This window comes from Rahnella sp. PD12R, from assembly GCF_019200965.1.
Taxonomy (GTDB): Bacteria; Pseudomonadota; Gammaproteobacteria; order Enterobacterales; family Enterobacteriaceae; genus Rahnella; species Rahnella laticis.
On sequence record NZ_JAHTMS010000006.1, the window covers coordinates 327,872 to 347,957 of the forward strand.

At 53.8% G+C, this 20,086-nt stretch carries 17 protein-coding genes; all 17 read left to right on the forward strand.

Going from position 1 to position 20,086, the window contains the following annotated elements:
* Window positions 1-379 precede the first annotated feature (379 nt).
* The 17 genes from ilvI to ftsA all read left to right on the forward strand — a co-directional run bounded on the left by ilvI (window position 380) and on the right by ftsA (window position 20,043).
* The gene (gene ilvI, locus KWG64_RS14375; protein WP_195813718.1) at window positions 380-2,098 is read left to right on the forward strand and encodes an acetolactate synthase 3 large subunit; all 1,719 of its coding nucleotides are present in this window, start codon (window positions 380-382) and stop codon (window positions 2,096-2,098) included.
* Window positions 2,099-2,100: 2 nt separating this feature from the next.
* The gene (gene ilvN, locus KWG64_RS14380; protein WP_192938010.1) at window positions 2,101-2,592 is read left to right on the forward strand and encodes an acetolactate synthase small subunit; all 492 of its coding nucleotides are present in this window, start codon (window positions 2,101-2,103) and stop codon (window positions 2,590-2,592) included.
* A gap of 167 nt (window positions 2,593-2,759) precedes the next feature.
* A complete protein-coding gene (gene cra / locus KWG64_RS14385) occupies window positions 2,760-3,764 on the forward strand; it encodes a catabolite repressor/activator (RefSeq protein WP_195813719.1) in 1,005 nt (334 codons plus the stop codon).
* 708 nt (window positions 3,765-4,472) lie between these two features.
* Window positions 4,473-4,931 carry a division/cell wall cluster transcriptional repressor MraZ gene (mraZ, locus tag KWG64_RS14390; RefSeq protein ID WP_104923345.1) on the forward strand — a complete coding sequence of 153 codons (459 nt, stop codon included), beginning with the start codon at window positions 4,473-4,475 and terminating at the stop codon, window positions 4,929-4,931.
* A 2-nt stretch (window positions 4,932-4,933) separates the two neighbouring features.
* Complete coding sequence (gene rsmH / locus KWG64_RS14395) at window positions 4,934-5,875, forward strand: 16S rRNA (cytosine(1402)-N(4))-methyltransferase RsmH (protein WP_165058997.1); 942 nt, start codon at window positions 4,934-4,936, stop codon at window positions 5,873-5,875.
* On the forward strand, window positions 5,872-6,192 hold the full coding sequence (gene ftsL / locus KWG64_RS14400; protein ID WP_152325136.1) for a cell division protein FtsL: 321 nt from the start codon (window positions 5,872-5,874) through the stop codon (window positions 6,190-6,192). The genes rsmH and ftsL overlap by 4 nt, the downstream gene beginning before the upstream one ends.
* A gap of 27 nt (window positions 6,193-6,219) precedes the next feature.
* Window positions 6,220-7,983 carry a peptidoglycan glycosyltransferase FtsI gene (locus KWG64_RS14405; RefSeq protein ID WP_195823839.1) on the forward strand — a complete coding sequence of 588 codons (1,764 nt, stop codon included), beginning with the start codon at window positions 6,220-6,222 and terminating at the stop codon, window positions 7,981-7,983.
* Entirely contained in the window at window positions 7,970-9,457 is a 1,488-nt protein-coding gene (gene murE, locus KWG64_RS14410) for a UDP-N-acetylmuramoyl-L-alanyl-D-glutamate--2,6-diaminopimelate ligase (protein WP_218522254.1), read from the forward strand. Before KWG64_RS14405 ends, murE begins: the two co-directional genes overlap by 14 nt.
* Window positions 9,454-10,815 carry a UDP-N-acetylmuramoyl-tripeptide--D-alanyl-D-alanine ligase gene (murF, locus tag KWG64_RS14415; RefSeq protein WP_218522255.1) on the forward strand — a complete coding sequence of 454 codons (1,362 nt, stop codon included), beginning with the start codon at window positions 9,454-9,456 and terminating at the stop codon, window positions 10,813-10,815. Before murE ends, murF begins: the two co-directional genes overlap by 4 nt.
* Window positions 10,809-11,891, forward strand: coding sequence for a phospho-N-acetylmuramoyl-pentapeptide-transferase (gene mraY / locus KWG64_RS14420; RefSeq protein WP_101075164.1), 1,083 nt, complete (start codon window positions 10,809-10,811; stop codon window positions 11,889-11,891). The genes murF and mraY overlap by 7 nt, the downstream gene beginning before the upstream one ends.
* Before the next feature lie 2 nt (window positions 11,892-11,893).
* Complete coding sequence (gene murD, locus KWG64_RS14425; RefSeq protein ID WP_218522256.1) at window positions 11,894-13,210, forward strand: UDP-N-acetylmuramoyl-L-alanine--D-glutamate ligase; 1,317 nt, start codon at window positions 11,894-11,896, stop codon at window positions 13,208-13,210.
* Between the two features lie 5 nt (window positions 13,211-13,215).
* Window positions 13,216-14,418, forward strand: a complete 1,203-nt coding sequence (ftsW, locus tag KWG64_RS14430; RefSeq protein ID WP_370530255.1) for a cell division protein FtsW — start codon at window positions 13,216-13,218, stop codon at window positions 14,416-14,418.
* Entirely contained in the window at window positions 14,415-15,482 is a 1,068-nt protein-coding gene (murG, locus tag KWG64_RS14435) for an undecaprenyldiphospho-muramoylpentapeptide beta-N-acetylglucosaminyltransferase (protein WP_218522257.1), read from the forward strand. The genes ftsW and murG overlap by 4 nt, the downstream gene beginning before the upstream one ends.
* Before the next feature lie 78 nt (window positions 15,483-15,560).
* On the forward strand, window positions 15,561-17,036 hold the full coding sequence (gene murC / locus KWG64_RS14440; protein ID WP_218522258.1) for a UDP-N-acetylmuramate--L-alanine ligase: 1,476 nt from the start codon (window positions 15,561-15,563) through the stop codon (window positions 17,034-17,036).
* The gene (locus tag KWG64_RS14445; protein WP_217153850.1) at window positions 17,029-17,949 is read left to right on the forward strand and encodes a D-alanine--D-alanine ligase; all 921 of its coding nucleotides are present in this window, start codon (window positions 17,029-17,031) and stop codon (window positions 17,947-17,949) included. Before murC ends, KWG64_RS14445 begins: the two co-directional genes overlap by 8 nt.
* Before the next feature lies 1 nt (window position 17,950).
* On the forward strand, window positions 17,951-18,790 hold the full coding sequence (gene ftsQ, locus KWG64_RS14450; RefSeq protein WP_152325126.1) for a cell division protein FtsQ: 840 nt from the start codon (window positions 17,951-17,953) through the stop codon (window positions 18,788-18,790).
* On the forward strand, window positions 18,787-20,043 hold the full coding sequence (gene ftsA, locus KWG64_RS14455) for a cell division protein FtsA (protein ID WP_009634688.1): 1,257 nt from the start codon (window positions 18,787-18,789) through the stop codon (window positions 20,041-20,043). The genes ftsQ and ftsA overlap by 4 nt, the downstream gene beginning before the upstream one ends.
* Window positions 20,044-20,086: the final 43 nt, after the last annotated feature.

A 20,086-nucleotide genomic window follows, 5' to 3' on the forward strand; every position in this document is an offset into this window, starting at 1 on the left:
GGCCGACGCCCGTTTGCCGGTTTCTTCCTGATTTTTATGTCAGCCCCGGACATAATTTAATACTGTAATTTTTCCGACCTTCCTGATATTTCTGACTGGTTCCCGCACGCAGGCAGTGTTTTGTCCCGAACGGGTGAATGAAGGCAGCGTGAGGCAAAAAAACAACCGTTCCGGACAATTTTTGGCGTTTGCCTGACTCAGATTCTGACGCTAAGGTACTGAGTTAGATTCGTGAACGCCAATAAGAACAGCAGGGTTTTTTAAGCCCGACAGAAAGTCCTAAAATTCAGCGATTTATCATTAAATCGTTGCCTGATAGAACAGCTAGCTGAAAGAAAAGTCATCCTATAAAAGAAGCAAAAAGCCTGGAGGCAAAACCATGGAGATGTTGTCAGGAGCCGAGATGGTCGTCCGGTCGTTAATCGACCAGGGCGTTAAGCACGTATTCGGTTATCCCGGCGGAGCGGTGTTGGATATCTATGATGCCCTGCATACGGTCGGTGGGATTGATCATGTGCTGGTGAGACATGAACAGGGTGCTGTTCATATGGCTGACGGTTATGCGCGCGCCACAGGCGATGTGGGCGTGGTGCTGGTGACTTCCGGTCCCGGCGCAACCAATGCTATCACCGGTATTGCCACGGCTTATATGGATTCCATTCCACTTGTGGTGCTATCCGGCCAGGTACACAGTTCACTCATTGGATATGACGCGTTCCAGGAATGCGACATGGTAGGGATTTCCCGCCCGGTGGTGAAACACAGTTTTCTGGTAAAACGCGCGGAAGATATTCCGACTGTATTGAAAAAAGCGTTTTATCTGGCCTCAACCGGCCGACCTGGTCCGGTGGTGGTCGATTTACCTAAAGATGTGGTGAACCCGCAAATCAAACTGCCGTACGCCTATCCCGAGCAGGTTACGATGCGTTCGTATAACCCGACCGTGCAGGGCCATCGCGGGCAAATCAAACGTGCGGTTCAGACTCTGCTGGGTGCGAAAAAACCGGTGCTGTATGTCGGCGGCGGCGCGATCAACTCTGAATGTGATGCTGAGTTACTGCAACTGGCCGAGAAACTGAATCTGCCGGTGACCAGTTCCCTGATGGGACTGGGTGCGTTCCCGGGCACGCACCGTCAGAGCCTCGGCATGCTTGGCATGCACGGTACGTACGAAGCCAATATGGCGATGCACAATGCCGATCTGATCTTCGGTGTGGGCGTGCGTTTCGATGACCGGACCACCAACAATCTGGCGAAGTACTGCCCGAATGCGACGGTCATGCACATTGATATCGACCCGACTTCTATCTCCAAAACAGTCAATGCGGACATCCCGATTGTCGGCGATGCGAAGCAGACGCTGGTTCAGATGCTGGAACTGCTGGCGCAAAGCGATGAGAAGCAGGAGTTCGATGCGCTGCGCGACTGGTGGCAGAATATTGAGAACTGGCGCGGGCGCGAGTGCCTGAGCTATGACAAAAATACCGGCACCATCAAACCGCAGGCGGTTATCGAAACGCTGCATCGTCTGACCAAAGGCGAAGCGTATGTGACGTCTGACGTCGGCCAGCACCAGATGTTTGCTGCGCTGTATTACAAATTCGACAAACCGCGCCACTGGATCAACTCCGGCGGTCTGGGCACGATGGGTTTCGGCTTACCGGCCGCACTGGGTGTGAAACTGGGCCTGCCAGACGAAACGGTGATTTGTGTGACCGGCGACGGCAGTATCCAGATGAATATTCAGGAGCTTTCTACCGCACTGCAATACGATTTGCCGGTGATTGTCGTCAACCTGAACAACGGTTATCTCGGCATGGTGAAACAGTGGCAGGACATGATTTATTCCGGCCGCCATTCCCAGTCTTACATGCAGTCCCTGCCTGATTTCGTCAAACTGGCGGAAGCTTACGGTCATGTGGGTATTGCTATCCGCAAACCGGAAGAGCTGGAAAGCAAACTGGCGCTGGCGCTGGAACAGAAAAATCGTCTGGTATTTGTTGATATCAGCATTGATGAAACAGAACACGTTTACCCGATGCACATCCGTGGCGGTGCGATGGACGAAATGTGGTTAAGCAAAACGGAGAGGACCTGATCATGCGCCGGATTTTATCAGTATTACTGGAAAACGAATCGGGCGCGTTGTCCCGCGTAGTCGGCCTGTTCTCTCAGCGTGGCTATAACATTGAAAGCCTGACCGTGGCCCCGACCGATGATCCGACGTTGTCCCGCATGACGATTCAGACCGTGGGTGACGCCAAAGTGCTGGAGCAAATCGAAAAGCAGCTGCATAAGCTGGTTGACGTACTGCGTGTAACCGAACTGATCCAGGGCGCGCACGTTGAACGTGAAATCATGCTGGTGAAGGTGCAGGCTTCGGGTTATGGCCGTGAAGAAGTGAAGCGTTCGACAGAGATTTTCCGCGGGCAAATCGTGGATGTTACTGCAACGCTTTACACCGTTCAGCTGGCGGGAACCAGCGATAAACTTGATGCATTCTTAGCCAGTATACGTGATGTGGCTGAAATTGTGGAAGTTGCCCGTTCCGGCGTTGTCGGCGTTTCCCGCGGTGAGAAAATCATGCGCTAAAGCGTAAATAATCAGCAGGATGTAAAATTTATCTGCCTCATAAAAGCCCAACTTTTTCGTTGGGCTTTCTTTTTTGCGCCCCAGGTGAAGCGATTCGGTAAAACACCTTGCCCGGCAATGGCTTCTGGGGTTAGATAAAGCATTATCTTTATTAAGGGGTTTTCTCAGTGAAGCTGGATGAGATCGCGAGGTTAGCGGGCGTTTCGCGTACGACGGCCAGTTATGTCATTAACGGCAAGGCGAAACAGTATCGTGTCAGCGATAAGACAGTCGAAAAAGTCATGGCTGTTGTGAAGGAACATAACTATCACCCGAATGCGGTGGCAGCCGGTTTGCGTGCCGGCCGTACACGTTCTATTGGTCTGGTGATCCCCGATCTGGAAAACACCAGCTACACCAAAATCGCAAATTTCCTTGAGCGTCAGGCCAGACAGCGCGGGTATCAGCTGCTGATCGCCTGTTCTGAAGATCAGCCGGATAACGAGATGCGCTGCATCGAACATCTGCTTCAGCGACAGGTCGATGCGATAATTATCTCCACATCTTTACCGCCGGAACATCCTTTCTATCAGCGCTGGGCCAACGATGATTTCCCGATCATTGCACTCGACCGCGCACTGGATCCTGAGCATTTCATCAGCGTCGTGGGCGCTGATCAGGACGACGCTCTGATGCTGGCACAGGAACTGCGCACATTCCCGGCTGAATCGGTGTTGTATCTGGGCGCGTTGCCTGAGCTTTCTGTGAGTTTCCTGCGTGAGCAGGGCTTCCGCCAGGCGTGGGCCGAAGATTCACGCCAGCCAAAATATCTGTACGCCAACGCGTACGATCGTGAATCAGCGGCGGTTGTTTTCGCCGAGTGGCTGAAAACCAACCCGATGCCGCAGGCGTTGTTCACCACATCGTTCCAGCTGTTGCAGGGCGTGATGGATGTGACGCTGAAAACCGAAGGGCGTCTGCCGGTGGATCTGGCGATTGCGACTTTCGGCGATAACGAGCTGCTCGATTTCCTTGAATGTCCTGTTCTGGCGGTCGCTCAGCGTCATCGTGACGTGGCTGAACGCGTGCTTGAACTGGTGCTGGCTTGCCTTGATGAGCCGAAGAAACCGAAAGCCGGACTGACGCGGATCCGCCGTAATCTGTTCCGCCGTGGCCGTCTGAGCCGCAAGTAAAACCCCAACGGGCATTCTTCCTGAGTGCCCGTCACTTTCCTCACCGCACGTCCCAATCTGTGTTTCAGCTAATTCGACTTATTCTTGTGGATAATACAATTATGAAAATTCCCATAGTAGATGAATGGATAATTTAGGAGCATTCCCAGACAACTGAATTATTAAGAAATGTTTTCGCGCTTCCGTTGCCGATATAAACCTCCCAATCAATTTCTAAAATACGTTAATGCTGCCTGCAAAAGTGCTGTAGAATTCCCCGCTTAATTTCCCTCAGCATGCGTTTTGAAGAACGCTGATGGTTTTTAAAACGCCTCAAAGGCTTATGCCATGCGGGCTGGCATACAAAATGATGATGATTTAGCAGTGATAGCCAGAAAAAAATTGAGAATGATTTTTTTTATGGCAAACCGGTCAAGAAATGAGAGTTAGATAGCAGAAGAATATAAATAGTTAAATAATGTTCAGTTTGGTTTTTTTTTAAACGAAATTATTAACCCTGCGAAATTTCTTCAACTAATCATGACGTTATTTTCTATCCCTCCTCTAAAACACCTCACTACAATGCGCAGTACTTTCGTTTACCTGCGTAAATATTGCCAAACCGCCTCTGCTCTGGCTTGACAAGGTTTTAAAACCATCCGTAAACTCTTTTCTGTGGGAATTTGTGGGGGAAAGTGGTGAAAAGGGTCATAGAGGGGTAGATCGGTCATGTTTCGTGGCGCGACGATGGTTAACCTCGACAGCAAAGGGCGACTTGCCGTACCCACCCGTTATCGGGATTTGCTGAGCGAAGAATCGCAAGGTCAAATGGTGTGCACCATAGACCTCCATCACCCATGTCTTCTCCTTTACACCCTCCCTGAATGGGAAGTTATCGAACAAAAATTGTCCCGTCTGTCGAGCATGAATCCCGTCGAGCGCCGCATTCAGCGCCTTTTACTCGGGCATGCCAGTGAATGTCAGATGGATAATGCCGGACGTTTACTGATTGCAACCACACTGCGTCAGCACGCCGGGCTCGCAAAAGAAGTGATGCTGGTTGGACAGTTCAACAAGTTTGAACTGTGGGATGAACAGACCTGGTATCAACAAGTTAAGGAAGACATCGACACTGAACAATCGTCTCAGGAACCGCTTTCTGAGAGATTACAGGACTTGTCATTATAAGCATGGTTGAAAACTACAAACACACTTCCGTTTTGCTGGATGAAGCCGTCAACGGCCTCAACATTCGACAGGACGGCATTTACATAGACGGAACTTTTGGCCGTGGTGGCCATTCACGTCTGATTCTGTCCCAGCTTGGGCCGGACGGACGCTTGCTGGCGATTGACCGCGATCCACAGGCGATCAAAGCCGCAGAAGCTATTGAAGACTCACGGTTCTCGATTGTTCACGGGCCGTTTTCCGATCTTGCAGAGTATGTCCGCGATCGTGGCCTTGAAGGCAAAATTGATGGCGTGCTGCTGGATCTGGGTGTTTCTTCACCGCAGCTGGACGACGCCGAACGCGGCTTCTCTTTCATGCGCGACGGGCCTCTGGATATGCGTATGGATCCAACCCGGGGTTATTCAGCCGCAGAATGGCTGATGAAAGCGGAAGAAGAAGACATCACCTGGGTATTGAAAACGTTTGGCGAAGAGCGTTTCGCGAAGCGTATTGCGCGCGCGATTGTTGAGCGTAACCGTGAATTGCCAATGACCCGTACCAAAGAACTGGCGGATTTGATTGCGAATGCCTCACCGTTTCGTGAAAAGCATAAGCATCCGGCTACGCGCAGTTTCCAGGCGATCCGTATCTACATCAACAGCGAGCTCGAAGAAATTGAACGTGCGCTGGACGGCGCGCTGGAAATTCTGGCACCAAAAGGGCGTTTGTCCGTGATCAGCTTCCACTCGCTGGAAGACCGTATCGTGAAGCGCTTTATCCGCCAGCACAGTCGTGGCGCTCAGGTTCCGGCGGGTATCCCGATGACCGAAGCGCAGATCGCTGAACTCGGCGGACGTTCCCTGAAATCTGTTGGAAAAATGATGCCGTCCGAAGCGGAAGTTTCGGAGAATCCGCGGGCACGCAGCTCTGTTCTGCGTTTTGCTGAGAGAACGAGCGCGTGATTGGCAACGAACGCCACGGACTGGTGGGGGTCATTGCCAGCGATATTCTTCGCAACGGCAAGATCCCAATGATTCTGCTGATCGCCGTTCTGGTCAGCGCAATATTCGTTGTGACCACGGCGCACCGCACGCGTTTACTGACGGCGCAGCGTGAACAACTGGTACTGGAAAGGGACGCGCTGGACATTGAATGGCGCAACCTGATCCTCGAAGAGAACGCTCTCGGCGATCACAGCCGGGTAGAACGCATCGCAACGGAGAAATTGCAGATGCAGCACGTTGATCCATCTCAAGAAATTATTGTGGTTCAGCCTTAAAATGCGCACGGAGAATACAGGCAGCTAATGAAAGCAACACGCACCGCGAAGTTAAAGCGTCCCGAAGATCAAGCCAGCTTTATCAGCTGGCGTTTTGCGTTGTTGTGCGCCTGTATCCTTCTGGCTTTGGTTGGCCTGATGTTGCGTGTGGCTTATCTGCAAGTTATTAACCCTGACAGACTGGTCAAAGAAGGGGATTTACGTTCCCTGCGCGTCCAGACCATCCCAACATCTCGCGGCATGATCACCGACCGTTCAGGCCGTCCTCTGGCGGTGAGCGTCCCGGTCAATGCGATCTGGGCCGACCCGAAAGAAATTAACGATCGCGGTGGCATCACGGTTGATACGAAATGGAAAGCACTGGCCGACGCGCTGAACATGCCGCTGGATCAGCTTTCAGCCCGAATCAATGCGAATCCGAAAGGCCGCTTTGTGTATCTGGCGCGTCAGGTGAATCCGGCCGTTGGCGAATATGTCCATAAACTCAAGCTGCCGGGCATTTCCCTGCGTCAGGAATCCCGCCGTTATTATCCGGCCGGGCAGGTTACGTCGCACGTTATTGGCGTCACTAACATTGACGGCGAAGGCATCGAAGGCGTTGAGAAGAGTTTCGACCGCTGGCTGACCGGTAAACCGGGTGAACGTACCATCCGTAAAGACCGTTTTGGCCGCGTTATTGAAGACATCTCCACCGTCGACAGCCAGGCTGCACACAATCTGGCGCTGAGCATTGATGAACGTCTGCAAGCGCTGGTGTATCGCGAGCTGAATAACGCCGTGGCTTTCAACAAAGCGGAATCCGGCACTGCGGTATTGGTCGATGTGCAAACGGGTGAAGTGCTGGCGATGGCTAACAGTCCGTCCTATAACCCGAACAACATGCCGGATACGCCGAAAGACGTGATGCGTAACCGCGCGATTACTGACATTTTCGAACCGGGTTCTACCGTTAAACCGATGGTCGTCATGACCGCGTTGAAAAATGGCGTGGTTCGTGAGAACAGCGTGCTCAATACGCTGCCGTACCGGATCAACGGCCATGAGATTAAAGATGTGGCCCGTTACGCGGAGCTTTCCGTGACGGGTATCTTGCAGAAGTCGAGTAACGTCGGTGTTTCACGACTGGCGTTATCGATGCCATCCGCAGAGCTGGTAGACACTTACTCGCGATTCGGATTGGGAAAACCAACCAATTTGGGGCTGGTTGGAGAAAGCAGTGGCTTATACCCTAAAAAACAACGGTGGTCTGACATAGAGAGGGCCACCTTCTCTTTCGGCTACGGGCTAATGGTGACACCTCTCCAGTTAGCGCGAGTCTATGCCACGATCGGCAGTATGGGCATTTATCGTCCGTTGTCGATCACACGTGTTGATCCGCCGGTTTCCGGCGAACGCGTGTTCCCTGAACCTCTGGTGCGCACTGTCGTTCATATGATGGAAAGCGTTGCGTTGCCGGGCGGCGGCGGCGTGAAAGCCGCGATCAAGGGTTACCGTATTGCGATTAAAACCGGTACTGCGAAGAAAGTCGGTCCGGACGGCAAATACGTTAATAAATACATTGCTTATACCGCCGGCGTTGCGCCAGCAAGCAACCCAAGATTTGCCCTGGTGGTCGTGATTAACGATCCGCAGGCAGGGAAGTATTACGGTGGGGCCGTTTCCGCACCGGTGTTTGGCGCCATCATGGGCGGAGTATTGCGCACCATGAACGTTGAACCTGACGCGCTGACTGCCGATGAAAATGCAGACATAGTAAATAATCAAAAAGAGGCAACAGGTGGCAGATCGTAATTTGCGCGACATCTTAGCGCCCTGGGTGAGTGAAGCCCCGGCAGTAGCGCTAAAAGACATGATCTTAGACAGCCGGCTTGCGGCTGCCGGCGATCTGTTTGTCGCGGTCTCAGGCCATACCAGTGATGGGCGTCGTTTTATTCCCCAGGCAATTGCCCAGGGCGTCGCTGCCGTCGTGGCCGAAGCAAAAGGTGAACAAGAGCACGGAACGGTCTGCCAGATGCATGGTGTACCGGTGATTTATCTTGAGGATCTGAACGTCTTGCTTTCCGAACTGGCAGGACGTTTTTATCAGCAGCCAGGCAAATCATTGCGTCTGGTTGGCGTGACCGGCACCAACGGTAAAACCACCACCACACAACTGCTGGCGCAGTGGAGTCAGTTGCTGGGCGAAACCAGCGCGGTGATGGGAACCGTGGGGAATGGCCTGCTCGATAATGTGGTTCCGGCGGAAAACACCACCGGTTCTGCCGTTCAGGTCCAGCATATTCTGGCTGATTTAGTAAAACAGGGTGCCACCTTCGCCGCGATGGAAGTCTCTTCCCACGGGCTGGTGCAGCATCGTGTCGCCGCGCTGCCGTTTGCTGCCGCTGCGTTTACCAACCTGAGCCGCGATCATCTGGATTACCACGGTGACATGCAGAGCTACGAAGATGCCAAATGGCTGCTCTTCTCCTCGCATCCGGTCGGTCAGAAAATTATCAATGCTGACGATGAAGTCGGGGCCCGCTGGCTGGCGAAAACACCGGATTCCGTTGCGGTCAGCATGGAAGACAAATTCCCGGCGGGCTGGAAAGGCCGCTGGCTGGTTGCCCGTAGCGTGAACTATCACGACAACGGCGCGACGGTGAATATCGATTCAAGCTGGGGCGAAGGCAAGCTGGAGAGCCGCCTGATGGGCGCGTTCAATGTCAGCAATCTGCTGGTTGCATTGGCGACCCTGCTTTCCCTTGATTATCCGCTGGCACAATTGCTGGCAACGGGTTCCCAGTTACAACCGGTTTGCGGGCGTATGGAAGTCTTCAACGCGCCGGGTAAACCGACCGCCGTTGTCGATTACGCACATACGCCGGATGCGCTGGAAAAAGCGTTGGCGGCTGCCCGTTTGCACTGCAAAGGTCAACTGTGGTGCGTGTTCGGTTGCGGTGGCGATCGCGATAAAGGTAAACGTCCTCTGATGGGCGGGATCGCCGAACAGTTCGCCGATCGCGTTATCGTGACCGATGACAACCCGCGCAGCGAAGAACCTCGCGCCATCGTGGCGGATATTCTTGCCGGATTGCTTGATGCAGGCCGTGCGCAGGAAATCCACGGTCGTGCGGAAGCGGTGACCAGCGCCATCATGCAGGCGAAGGAAGATGACGTCGTTCTGATTGCCGGTAAAGGCCATGAAGATTATCAGCTGGTGGGAAATCAGCGTCTTGATTACTCCGATCGCGTGACTGTCGCACGTTTGCTGGGGGTGATCGCATGATCCGCGTTTCTCTGCAAACTCTGGCTGACGCGCTCAACGCTGAACTTGTCGGCGCGGATACGCAAATTGACAGCGTGACGACGGATACCCGTCAGATCACTTCCGGCTGTCTGTTTGTGGCGCTGAAAGGCGAAAAATTCGATGCACACGATTTTGCGGCAGACGCCTTTAAAGCCGGTGCAGGGGCATTGCTGGTGAGTAAGCGCTTACCGGTGGAGGTCCCTCAGTTAGTGGTCGCTGACACCCGCATTGCGCTTGGGCAACTCGGCGGCTGGGTTCGCCAGCAGGTTCCTGCCCGCGTGGTCGGCCTGACCGGCTCTTCCGGCAAAACCTCTGTGAAAGAAATGACCGCAGCAATTTTGCGTGAGTGCGGCAATGTGCTGTATACCGCAGGCAATTTCAATAACGACATCGGCGTACCGCTGACGTTACTGCGCCTGTCCGCAGAGCATGATTTTGCCGTCATTGAGATGGGCGCAAACCATCCGGGCGAAATCGGCTATACCACCGCGCTGGCACGTCCTGAGACGGCGCTGATCAACAACCTCTCTGCGGCCCATCTGGAAGGTTTTGGTTCTCTGGCTGGCGTTGCCCGCGCAAAAGGCGAAATTTTTGAAGGATTGCCTGAAAACGGTATTGCCGTGATCAACGCTGAGAGTAATGACTGGCCAAACTGGCAGCACAAACTGACCGGAAAAACCGTCTGGCAGTTCTCTTCTGCACAAAATGAAGGCATCGATTTCAACGCGACCGACGTCAGACTCAGCCCACTGAACACCGCTTTCACTCTTCATTCACCAAAAGGCAGCATTGATGTTTCGTTGCCGGTGCCGGGACGCCACAACATTGCCAACGCTTTGGCTGCGGCTGCGCTGGCGCTGTCTGTCGGCGCTTCGCTTGAAAACGTGCGTGCTGGCCTGAAAACCCTGCAATCCGTCAAAGGGCGTCTGTTCCCGATTGTCCTTAGCGAAGGCAAAACCCTGCTCGATGACAGCTATAACGCGAACGTCGGTTCAATGACGGCAGCGGCACAAGTGCTGTCAGAAATGCCGGGCTACCGCGTGATGGCCGTCGGCGATATGGCTGAACTGGGCGCTGAAAGCGAAAGCTGTCACCGTCAGGTCGGCGAAGCGATCCGGGCAGCAGGTATCGATAAAGTATTCAGTATTGGTCACGACAGCCGCATCATCAGCGATGCCAGCGGATGTGGTGAGCATTTAGAGGATAAGGCAGCCCTGACGGCCCGTTTAACGAGCTTACTGTCTGAACATGCGGTAATTACCGTTTTGATTAAAGGTTCACGTAGTGCCGCAATGGAGCAGGTAGTACGCGCGTTACAGGAGAATGCAACATGCTAGTTTGGCTGGCCGAACACTTGGTCAAATATTATTCCGGCTTCAACGTCTTTTCCTACCTGACGTTTCGCGCCATTGTCAGCCTGCTGACTGCTTTGTTCCTGTCTTTGTGGATCGGACCACGGATGATTGCCCGTCTGCAAAAAATGTCTTTTGGTCAGGTTGTCCGTAACGACGGCCCTGAATCGCATTTCAGTAAACGCGGGACGCCAACGATGGGCGGCCTGATGATCCTGGCTTCCATCACGATTTCCGTCCTGATGTGGGCTTACCCGTCTAATCCGTATGTCTGGTGCGTGCTGTTTGTTCTGCTGGGCTACGGTGTTGTCGGTTTTATCGATGACTACCGCAAAGTCGTCCGTAAAGACACCAAGGGTCTGATCGCCCGCTGGAAATACTTCTGGCAGTCAGTCATCGCACTTGCCGCCGCCTTCACGATGTATGCCATCGGGAAAGACACGCCAGCCACAGAGCTGGTTGTTCCGTTCTTTAAAGACATCATGCCGCAGCTTGGCCTGCTGTACATCCTGCTGAGCTACTTCGTGATTGTCGGAACCAGTAACGCAGTCAACCTGACGGATGGTCTGGATGGTCTGGCGATTATGCCAACCGTGTTCGTCGCTGCCGGTTTTGCGCTGGTGGCCTGGGCGACCGGTAACATGAATTTTGCCAGCTACCTGCACATTCCTTACCTTCGCCACGCGGGTGAACTGGTGATCGTGTGTACCGCCATTGTCGGCGCCGGTCTTGGCTTCCTGTGGTTCAACACCTATCCGGCCCAAGTCTTCATGGGCGATGTCGGTTCACTGGCTCTGGGCGGTGCGCTGGGGACTATCGCCGTGTTGCTGCGTCAGGAATTCTTACTGGTGATTATGGGCGGTGTGTTCGTGGTTGAAACGCTGTCGGTCATCTTGCAAGTCGGGTCCTTTAAGTTACGCGGTCAGCGCATTTTCCGTATGGCGCCGATCCATCACCATTACGAACTTAAAGGCTGGCCGGAACCGCGCGTTATCGTGCGCTTCTGGATCATTTCGCTGATGCTGGTCCTGATTGGCCTGGCGACGCTGAAGGTGCGGTAATTATGGCTGACTATCAGGGTAAAAAAGTGGTCATCATCGGGCTGGGTCTGACCGGCCTGTCCTGTGTTGATTTCTTTGTGGCACGGGGCGTGACGCCGCGTGTTATTGATACCCGCGTCAGCCCGCCCGGACTGGATAAACTCGCGGATAACATTGAGCGTCATCTTGGTTCGCTCAATGAAGACTGGTTGCTCGATGCGGACCTGATTATCTCCAGCCCCGGTATGGCGCTGGCCACCCCTGCACTGAGCGCTGCCGCCGATGCGGGTGTGGAAATAATCGGTGATATCGAACTGTTCTGCCGCGAAACGCAAACGCCGATTGTGGCGATCACCGGTTCTAACGGTAAAAGCACTGTCACAACGCTGGTCGGCGAAATGGCGAAAGCTGCCGGATGGCGCGTCGGTGTGGGCGGTAACATTGGTCTGCCAGTCCTGACCATGCTTGATCATGAATACGATTTGTTTGTGCTCGAACTGTCCAGCTTCCAGCTTGAAACCACGCACAGCCTGCACGCCGCGGCCGCGACGATCCTCAACGTGACCGAAGATCATATGGATCGCTATCCGTTTGGTTTGCAGCAGTACCGCGCGGCAAAACTGAAAGTTTATGAGAACGCCGCGCTGTGCGTCGTCAACGCTGATGATGCGCTGACAATGCCGGTGCGTGGCGCTGATAAGCGTTGTGTGAGTTTTGGTGTGGATGTCGGCGATTACCACCTGACACGCCAGCAGGACGATATCTGGCTGCGCGTGCGTGGCGAGAAAGTTCTGAATACCAAAGAAATGCCGCTGACGGGCCGCCACAATTATACCAATGCGCTGGCTGCGCTGGCGCTGGCAGATGCCGTGGGCATTCCTCATGCATCAGGCCTGAAAGCCCTGACGACCTTTACCGGTCTGGCACACCGTTTTCAGGTGGCGTGGCAACACAATGGCGTCCGTTGGATCAACGATTCCAAAGCGACCAACGTGGGCAGCACCGAAGCGGCCCTCAACGGCCTGCACGTTGAAGGCACATTGCATCTTCTTCTGGGTGGTGACGGAAAATCTGCGGATTTCTCGCCGCTGACGAAATATTTGCAGGGCGATAATCTGCGCATCTACTGCTTTGGCCGTGACGGCGCGGAGCTGGCAGATTTACGTTCTGAAGTTTCTTCTCTGTTTGAAACGATGGAACAGGCGATGCGTGATATCAGCACGCGTGTGGCGTCAGGCGACATGGTTTTACTGTCTCCGGCCTGCGCGAGTCTTGATCAGTTCCGCAGTTTTGAACAACGCGGTGATGTTTTCACTGCGCTGGCGAAGGAGCTGGGTTGATGCGGATCCGTATCCCGGGGCTGAGCCTCGTCGGGAAATTTAACGACTGGGTGATGGGGTCGAAAGAAAACGACTCGCTGACGCTGGTGCTGTATGACCGGACGCTGCTGTGGCTGACCTTTGGTCTGGCGATTATCGGCTTCGTGATGGTGACATCGGCTTCGATGCCGATCGGCCAGCGTCTGGCTGATGACCCGTTTTTGTTTGCTAAACGCGATGCGATTTACCTTGCACTGGCCTTCGGACTTTCGCTGGTCACGCTGCGTGTACCAATGGCGATCTGGCAGAAATACAGTAACGTTCTGCTGCTGCTTTCCGTGGTGATGTTGCTGGTTGTGTTGGTGGTGGGGAGTTCGGTTAACGGGGCATCGCGCTGGATTTCACTGGGGCCATTGCGTATTCAGCCCGCAGAGTTTTCCAAGCTGTCACTGTTTTGTTATCTCGCCAGCTATCTGGTGCGAAAGGTCGATGAAGTCCGGAGTAACTTCTGGGGCTTTTGTAAACCGATGGGCGTAATGGTGGTTCTGGCGGTTCTCCTGCTGGCTCAGCCTGACCTCGGTACCGTAGTTGTACTGTTTATTACCACGCTGGCGATGTTGTTCCTGGCGGGGGCAAAGATGTGGCAGTTCCTGGCCATCATCGGGTCCGGTGCTTTCGCCGTTGTGCTGCTGGTTCTTGCTGAACCGTACCGTATGCGCCGCGTAACGTCCTTCTGGAATCCATGGGCCGATCCGTTTGGCAGTGGCTACCAGTTAACCCAGTCACTGATGGCATTTGGTCGGGGGGAATTCTGGGGCCAGGGGCTCGGGAATTCGGTGCAAAAACTGGAGTATTTACCGGAAGCGCATACCGACTTTATCTTCTCCATTTTGGGTGAAGAGTTAGGGTATTTCGGTGTGGTTTTGGCTTTGTTGATGGTATTCTTCGTCGCTTTTCGCGCCATGTCCATCGGGCGTCGCGCCCTGGAGATTGACCAGCGTTTTTCCGGCTTTTTGGCCTGCTCAATTGGCGTGTGGTTCAGCTTCCAGGCGCTGGTTAATGTTGGGGCCGCGGCGGGGATGTTACCTACGAAAGGTCTGACCTTACCGCTCATCAGTTACGGTGGTTCGAGTCTGTTAATTATGTCGACGGCAATTGTGTTATTGCTGCGAGTGGATTTTGAAACGCGTCTGGCAAAAGCCCAGGCGTTTGTAAGGAGCGCCCGATGAGTGGCAATACCCGGCGTTTAATGGTGATGGCAGGCGGTACCGGCGGGCACGTTTTCCCCGGTCTGGCCGTCGCACATCATCTGATGGCGCAAGGCTGGGAAGTTCGCTGGCTGGGCACGGCAGATCGAATGGAAGCGGATTTGGTGCCGAAAAATGGCATCGAGATTGATTTCATTAAAATCTCAGGATTACGTGGGAAAGGTCTGAAAGCGCAACTCACTGCCCCTGTTCGCATATATCATGCGTGGCGCCAGGCGAAAGCCATCATGAAAAGCTTCCAGCCTGATGTGGTTTTAGGTATGGGCGGTTACGTTTCCGGCCCCGGCGGTCTGGCGGCATGGTCGCTGGGTATTCCGGTGGTGCTGCATGAACAAAATGGTATTGCGGGCATGACCAATCGTGGTTTGTCGCACATTGCCAAAAAAGTATTACAGGCGTTTCCCGGCGCATTCCCGAATGCAGCCGTGGTCGGTAATCCGGTGCGCACCGATGTGCTGGCGCTGGAATTACCGCAAACCCGTCTGGCCGGGCGTGAAGGTCCAATCCGTGTGCTGGTCATTGGCGGAAGTCAGGGCGCACGGGTGCTGAATCAGACCATGCCGGAAGTGGCGGCGCTGATGGGCGAAAAAATTACGTTGTGGCATCAGGTCGGTAAAGGCGCGCTGGAGTCGGTGAATCAGGCTTACGAAAAAGCCGGTCAGACTCAGCATAAGGTCACCGAATTTATTGATGACATGGCACAGGCTTATGCCTGGGCAGATGTCGTGGTCTGTCGTTCCGGTGCGCTGACCGTCAGCGAAATTGCCGCTGCGGGTTTACCGGCGATCTTCGTGCCGTTCCAGCATAAAGATCGTCAGCAGTACTGGAATGCGTTGCCGCTGGAAAAAGCCGGTGCTGCGAAGATCATCGAGCAGAAAGATTTTAGTGCCGCAGCCGTCTCTGATCTGATGGCCGGATGGGACAGAACCCATCTGATGGAAATGGCTATCGCTGCACGCGCAGCCGCTATTCCCGATGCGACAGAGCGCGTGGCCGCAGAAGTGGTCGCCGTCAGCAAAAAATGAAATTGAACGGGCCATGCGCAGCGTGGTCCCAGCCGTAAGAAACGGATTAATCAGTAACCTGAAATAGTGAATAAAAACGTGAATACACAACAATTGGCGAAACTGCGTACCTTCGTGCCCGAGATGCATCGTGTCCGGCACATTCACTTTGTTGGCATCGGTGGTGCCGGCATGGGTGGTATCGCCGAAGTGTTGGCCAATGAAGGCTATCAGATTAGCGGTTCTGACTTAGCGCCGAACGCGGTCACTCAGCAACTGACTGCACTGGGTGCGACAATTTATTTCAATCACCGCCCGGAGAATGTGCTGGATGCCAGCGTGGTGGTGGTTTCGACGGCAATCTCTTCCGATAACCCGGAAATTGTTGCTGCCCGTGAAGCGCGTATCCCGGTTATCCGTCGCGCGGAAATGCTTGCCGAGCTGATGCGTTTTCGTCATGGCATTGCCGTGGCAGGGACACACGGTAAAACCACGACCACGGCGATGGTCACCAGCATTTACGCAGAAGCCGGGCTGGATCCGACTTTCGTAAATGGCGGATTGGTTAAAGCGGCGGGGACGCATGCGCGTCTGGGTTCCAGCCGTTTTCTGATTGCAGAAGCGGATGAAAGCGATGCGTCGTTCCTGCATCTGCAACCGATGGTGGCGATTGTGACCAACATCGAAGCAGACCATATGGATACGTATCAGGGCGATTTTGAAAACCTGAAACAGACGTTTGTGAATTTCCTGCACAACCTGCCGTTCTACGGACGTGCGGTGATGTGCATTGATGATCCGGTTATCCGTGAGCTGATCCCACGCGTAGGCCGCCATATGACGACCTACGGTTTCAGCGAAGACGCTGATGTCATTATCGAGAATTACCGTCAGGTTGGCGCGCAGGGGCACTTTACGATACGTCGTCAGGATCTGCCGCTGATCAGCGTAACTTTGAACGCACCGGGCCGACATAACGCGCTGAATGCCGCTGCGGCCGTTGCTGTTGCGACAGATGAAGGTATCAGCGATGACGCAATCTTGCGCGCGCTGGAAGGCTTCCAGGGAACCGGTCGTCGTTTTGATTTCCTGGGCGATTACGCACTGGAAAATGTAAACGGAAAAGCCGGAAGCGCAATGCTGGTTGATGACTACGGTCACCATCCGACAGAAGTGGATGCGACAATCAAAGCTGCGCGTGCGGGCTGGGCGAACAAGCGTCTGGTGATGATTTTCCAGCCTCACCGTTACACGCGTACCCGCGATTTGTACGACGACTTCGCGAATGTGCTGTCTCAGGTCGATGTGCTGATCATGCTTGACGTATACCCGGCCGGTGAAGCGCCAATCCCGGGGGCCGACAGCCGCTCGTTGTGCCGCACCATTCGTGCGCGAGGCAAGCTGGATCCTATTCTGGTTTCTGATATTGACGCAGTACCTGAAAGTCTGGCGCAGATCCTCGAAGGTGACGATTTAGTGCTGGTGCAGGGTGCCGGTAACGTTGGCAAAGTGGCCCGTAAATTGGCTGATCAAAAGTTGCAGCCAGTGAAAAAAGGTGAAGAACATCATGTCTGAGAAAGTAGCGGTATTGTTGGGTGGTACTTCCGCAGAACGCGATGTGTCATTGCAGTCCGGTGCTGCCGTGCTGGCAGGTTTACGCGAATCAGGTGTGGATGCGCATGGCATCGACACCAAAACATTTAACGTGGCGCTTCTTAAAGAAGAAGGGTTCAGCAAAGTCTTTATCGCGCTGCATGGCCGCGGCGGTGAAGACGGCACGCTGCAAGGGCTGCTCGAGCAAATCGGCCTGCCGTATACCGGCAGCGGCGTGATGGCTTCCGCGCTGACCATGGATAAATTCCGCACCAAGCTGGTGTGGCAGGCGCTGGGTTTGCCAGTTGCCCCGTTCGTGGCATTGCATCGTTCACAAATTGAAGAAGCAGGGCAGGGCGCTCTGGCGGCTAAAATCGCCGAGTTAGGCCTGCCGGTTATCGTCAAACCGAGCCGCGAAGGTTCCAGCGTTGGCATGAGCAAAGTGACAACTGAAAAAGAGTTGTTGCCAGCACTGCAGGAAGGCTTCCGTCATGACGATAACGTACTGATTGAAAAATGGTTAAGTGGCCCGGAATACACGGTAGCTATCGTTGGCGATCAGGTTATGCCATCAATCCGTATCCAGCCAGCCGGAACGTTTTATGACTATCAGGCGAAGTATCTGTCTGACGAAACACAGTATTTTTGCCCGAGCGGTTTAAGCGAGGAGCAGGAAAAACAGTTATCTGCGCTGGCTTTGCAGGCTTATCAGGCACTCGATTGCAGTGGCTGGGGGCGTGTTGACGTGATGCAGGACGGTGACGGCAGTTTTAATTTGCTGGAAGTGAATACTTCGCCAGGAATGACCAGCCACAGCTTAGTGCCGATGGCGGCTAAACATTCCGGGCTGAGCTTCCCGCAACTCGTTTTCCGTATTCTGGCTTTGGCTGACTGATATGTCTCAAGCCGCCCTGAATACCCGAGAGCGTGAGACGGCCGAGAGCAACAGCGGCCGTCGCAGTAACGGTGGCCAGCTGGCAGGGATTGTGTTCTTGCTGTTGGTGGTAGGAACTATTTTATGGAGTGCGTGGGCCGTTATTGGCTGGATGCAGGATGCGAACCGGTTGCCGTTATCCCAGCTTGTGGTTACGGGAGAACGTCATTACACGACCAACGATGATATTCGTCAGGCGATTCTGTCCTTAGGGGCACCGGGAACGTTCATGACGCAGGATGTAAACGTCATTCAGCAGCAGATTGAACGTTTACCCTGGATAAAACAGGTCAGCGTCCGCAAGCAATGGCCGAATGAATTGAAGATACACCTGGTGGAGTATGTACCGGTCGCACACTGGAATGATCTGCATATGGTTGATGCCGATGGCAAATCATTCAGCATACCCGCTGAACGTGTGGTCAAACAGAAAATGCCGTTGCTTTACGGTCCGGAAGGCAGCGAACAGGATGTTTTGCAGGGCTTTCAAACGATGAGCCAGGCGCTGGCCGCCGGGAAATTCACGCTGAAGGCAGTAGCAATGAGTGCGCGTCACTCGTGGCAGTTAACTCTGGATAGCGACGTCCGGCTGGAATTGGGAAGAGATGACCGGATGGGGCGTTTACAACGTTTTATCGAGCTTTACCCGCGATTCCAGCAACAGGCTGAAGCCGATAAAAAACGCATTACGTATGTCGATTTACGTTATGACAGCGGTGCGTCGGTAGGTTGGGCTCCGGAGTTTATTGACCAGCAAAACAGTAATCAGCAACAGAATCAGGCACAGGCTAAACAACAATGATCAAGTCGACGGACAGAAAACTGGTAGTTGGGCTGGAAATCGGTACGGCAAAAGTCGCCGCATTGGTGGGGGAAGTTCTGCCCGATGGCATGGTCAATATTATCGGTGTGGGCAGTTGCCCGTCCCGGGGCATGGACAAGGGTGGCGTGAATGATCTGGAATCGGTGGTGAAGTGCGTACAGCGCGCCATCGATCAGGCTGAACTGATGGCGGATTGCCAGATTTCCTCTGTTTACCTTGCTTTGTCCGGTAAACATATCAGTTGCCAGAATGAAATAGGGATGGTTCCTATTTCAGAAGAGGAAGTCACGCAGGAAGATGTAGAGAACGTTGTGCATACCGCGAAGTCGGTCCGCGTACGTGATGAACATCGTGTTCTGCATGTGATCCCTCAGGAATATGCCATTGATTATCAGGAAGGGATCAAAAACCCTGTCGGACTTTCCGGCGTGCGTATGCAGGCAAAAGTTCACCTGATTACCTGCCATAACGATATGGCGAAAAACATTGTGAAAGCGGTTGAACGCTGTGGCTTGAAAGTTGACCAGCTAATTTTTGCCGGTCTGGCGGCCAGTTATGCGGTTCTGACCGAAGATGAGCGCGAATTAGGGGTCTGTGTCGTCGATATTGGTGGTGGAACCATGGATATCGCGGTTTATACCGGCGGCGCACTACGTCATACTAAGGTTATCCCTTATGCAGGGAACGTGGTCACCAGCGACATCGCTTATGCGTTTGGAACGCCACCGACTGATGCCGAAGCCATCAAGGTTCGCCACGGTTGTGCATTAGGTTCGATTGTCGGCAAAGACGAAAACGTCGAAGTGCCGAGCGTAGGCGGACGCCCGCCACGCAGTCTGCAACGTCAGACACTGGCTGAAGTCATCGAGCCTCGTTATACAGAATTGCTGAATCTAGTGAACGACGAAATTTTGCAATTGCAGGAGCAGTTACGTCAGCAAGGCGTAAAACATCATCTGGCCGCAGGTATTGTTTTGACAGGCGGCGCAGCACAAATTGATGGTCTGGCAGCTTGTGCGCAGCGGGTATTCCATACCCAGGTGCGTATCGGGCAACCTCTGAACATCACAGGGCTGACAGATTATGCGCAGGAACCTTACTACTCAACTGCGGTAGGGCTGCTGCACTATGGAAAAGAGTCTCACCTGAGCGGTGAGGCCGAAGTGGAAAAACGCGCCTCGGTGGGCAACTGGTTCAAACGAATCAACAGCTGGCTGAGAAAAGAGTTTTAATGTTTTAACAACGGGATCATGCTGTTATGGCTTTTGATCCCGA

Excerpts from the sequence above, each read along its gene's own strand:
- murG (WP_218522257.1), top strand. The coding sequence starts at position 14,415 with ATGAGTGGCAATACCCGGCGTTTAATGGTGATGGCAGGCGGTACCGGC.
- mraZ (WP_104923345.1), top strand. The coding sequence starts at position 4,473 with ATGTTTCGTGGCGCGACGATGGTTAACCTCGACAGCAAAGGGCGACTT.
- murF (WP_218522255.1), top strand. The coding sequence starts at position 9,454 with ATGATCCGCGTTTCTCTGCAAACTCTGGCTGACGCGCTCAACGCTGAA.
- ilvN (WP_192938010.1), top strand. The coding sequence starts at position 2,101 with ATGCGCCGGATTTTATCAGTATTACTGGAAAACGAATCGGGCGCGTTG.
- KWG64_RS14445 (WP_217153850.1), top strand. The coding sequence starts at position 17,029 with ATGTCTGAGAAAGTAGCGGTATTGTTGGGTGGTACTTCCGCAGAACGC.
- rsmH (WP_165058997.1), top strand. The coding sequence starts at position 4,934 with ATGGTTGAAAACTACAAACACACTTCCGTTTTGCTGGATGAAGCCGTC.
- murD (WP_218522256.1), top strand. The coding sequence starts at position 11,894 with ATGGCTGACTATCAGGGTAAAAAAGTGGTCATCATCGGGCTGGGTCTG.
- KWG64_RS14405 (WP_195823839.1), top strand. The coding sequence starts at position 6,220 with ATGAAAGCAACACGCACCGCGAAGTTAAAGCGTCCCGAAGATCAAGCC.
- mraY (WP_101075164.1), top strand. The coding sequence starts at position 10,809 with ATGCTAGTTTGGCTGGCCGAACACTTGGTCAAATATTATTCCGGCTTC.
- ilvI (WP_195813718.1), top strand. The coding sequence starts at position 380 with ATGGAGATGTTGTCAGGAGCCGAGATGGTCGTCCGGTCGTTAATCGAC.
- ftsQ (WP_152325126.1), top strand. The coding sequence starts at position 17,951 with ATGTCTCAAGCCGCCCTGAATACCCGAGAGCGTGAGACGGCCGAGAGC.
- ftsA (WP_009634688.1), top strand. The coding sequence starts at position 18,787 with ATGATCAAGTCGACGGACAGAAAACTGGTAGTTGGGCTGGAAATCGGT.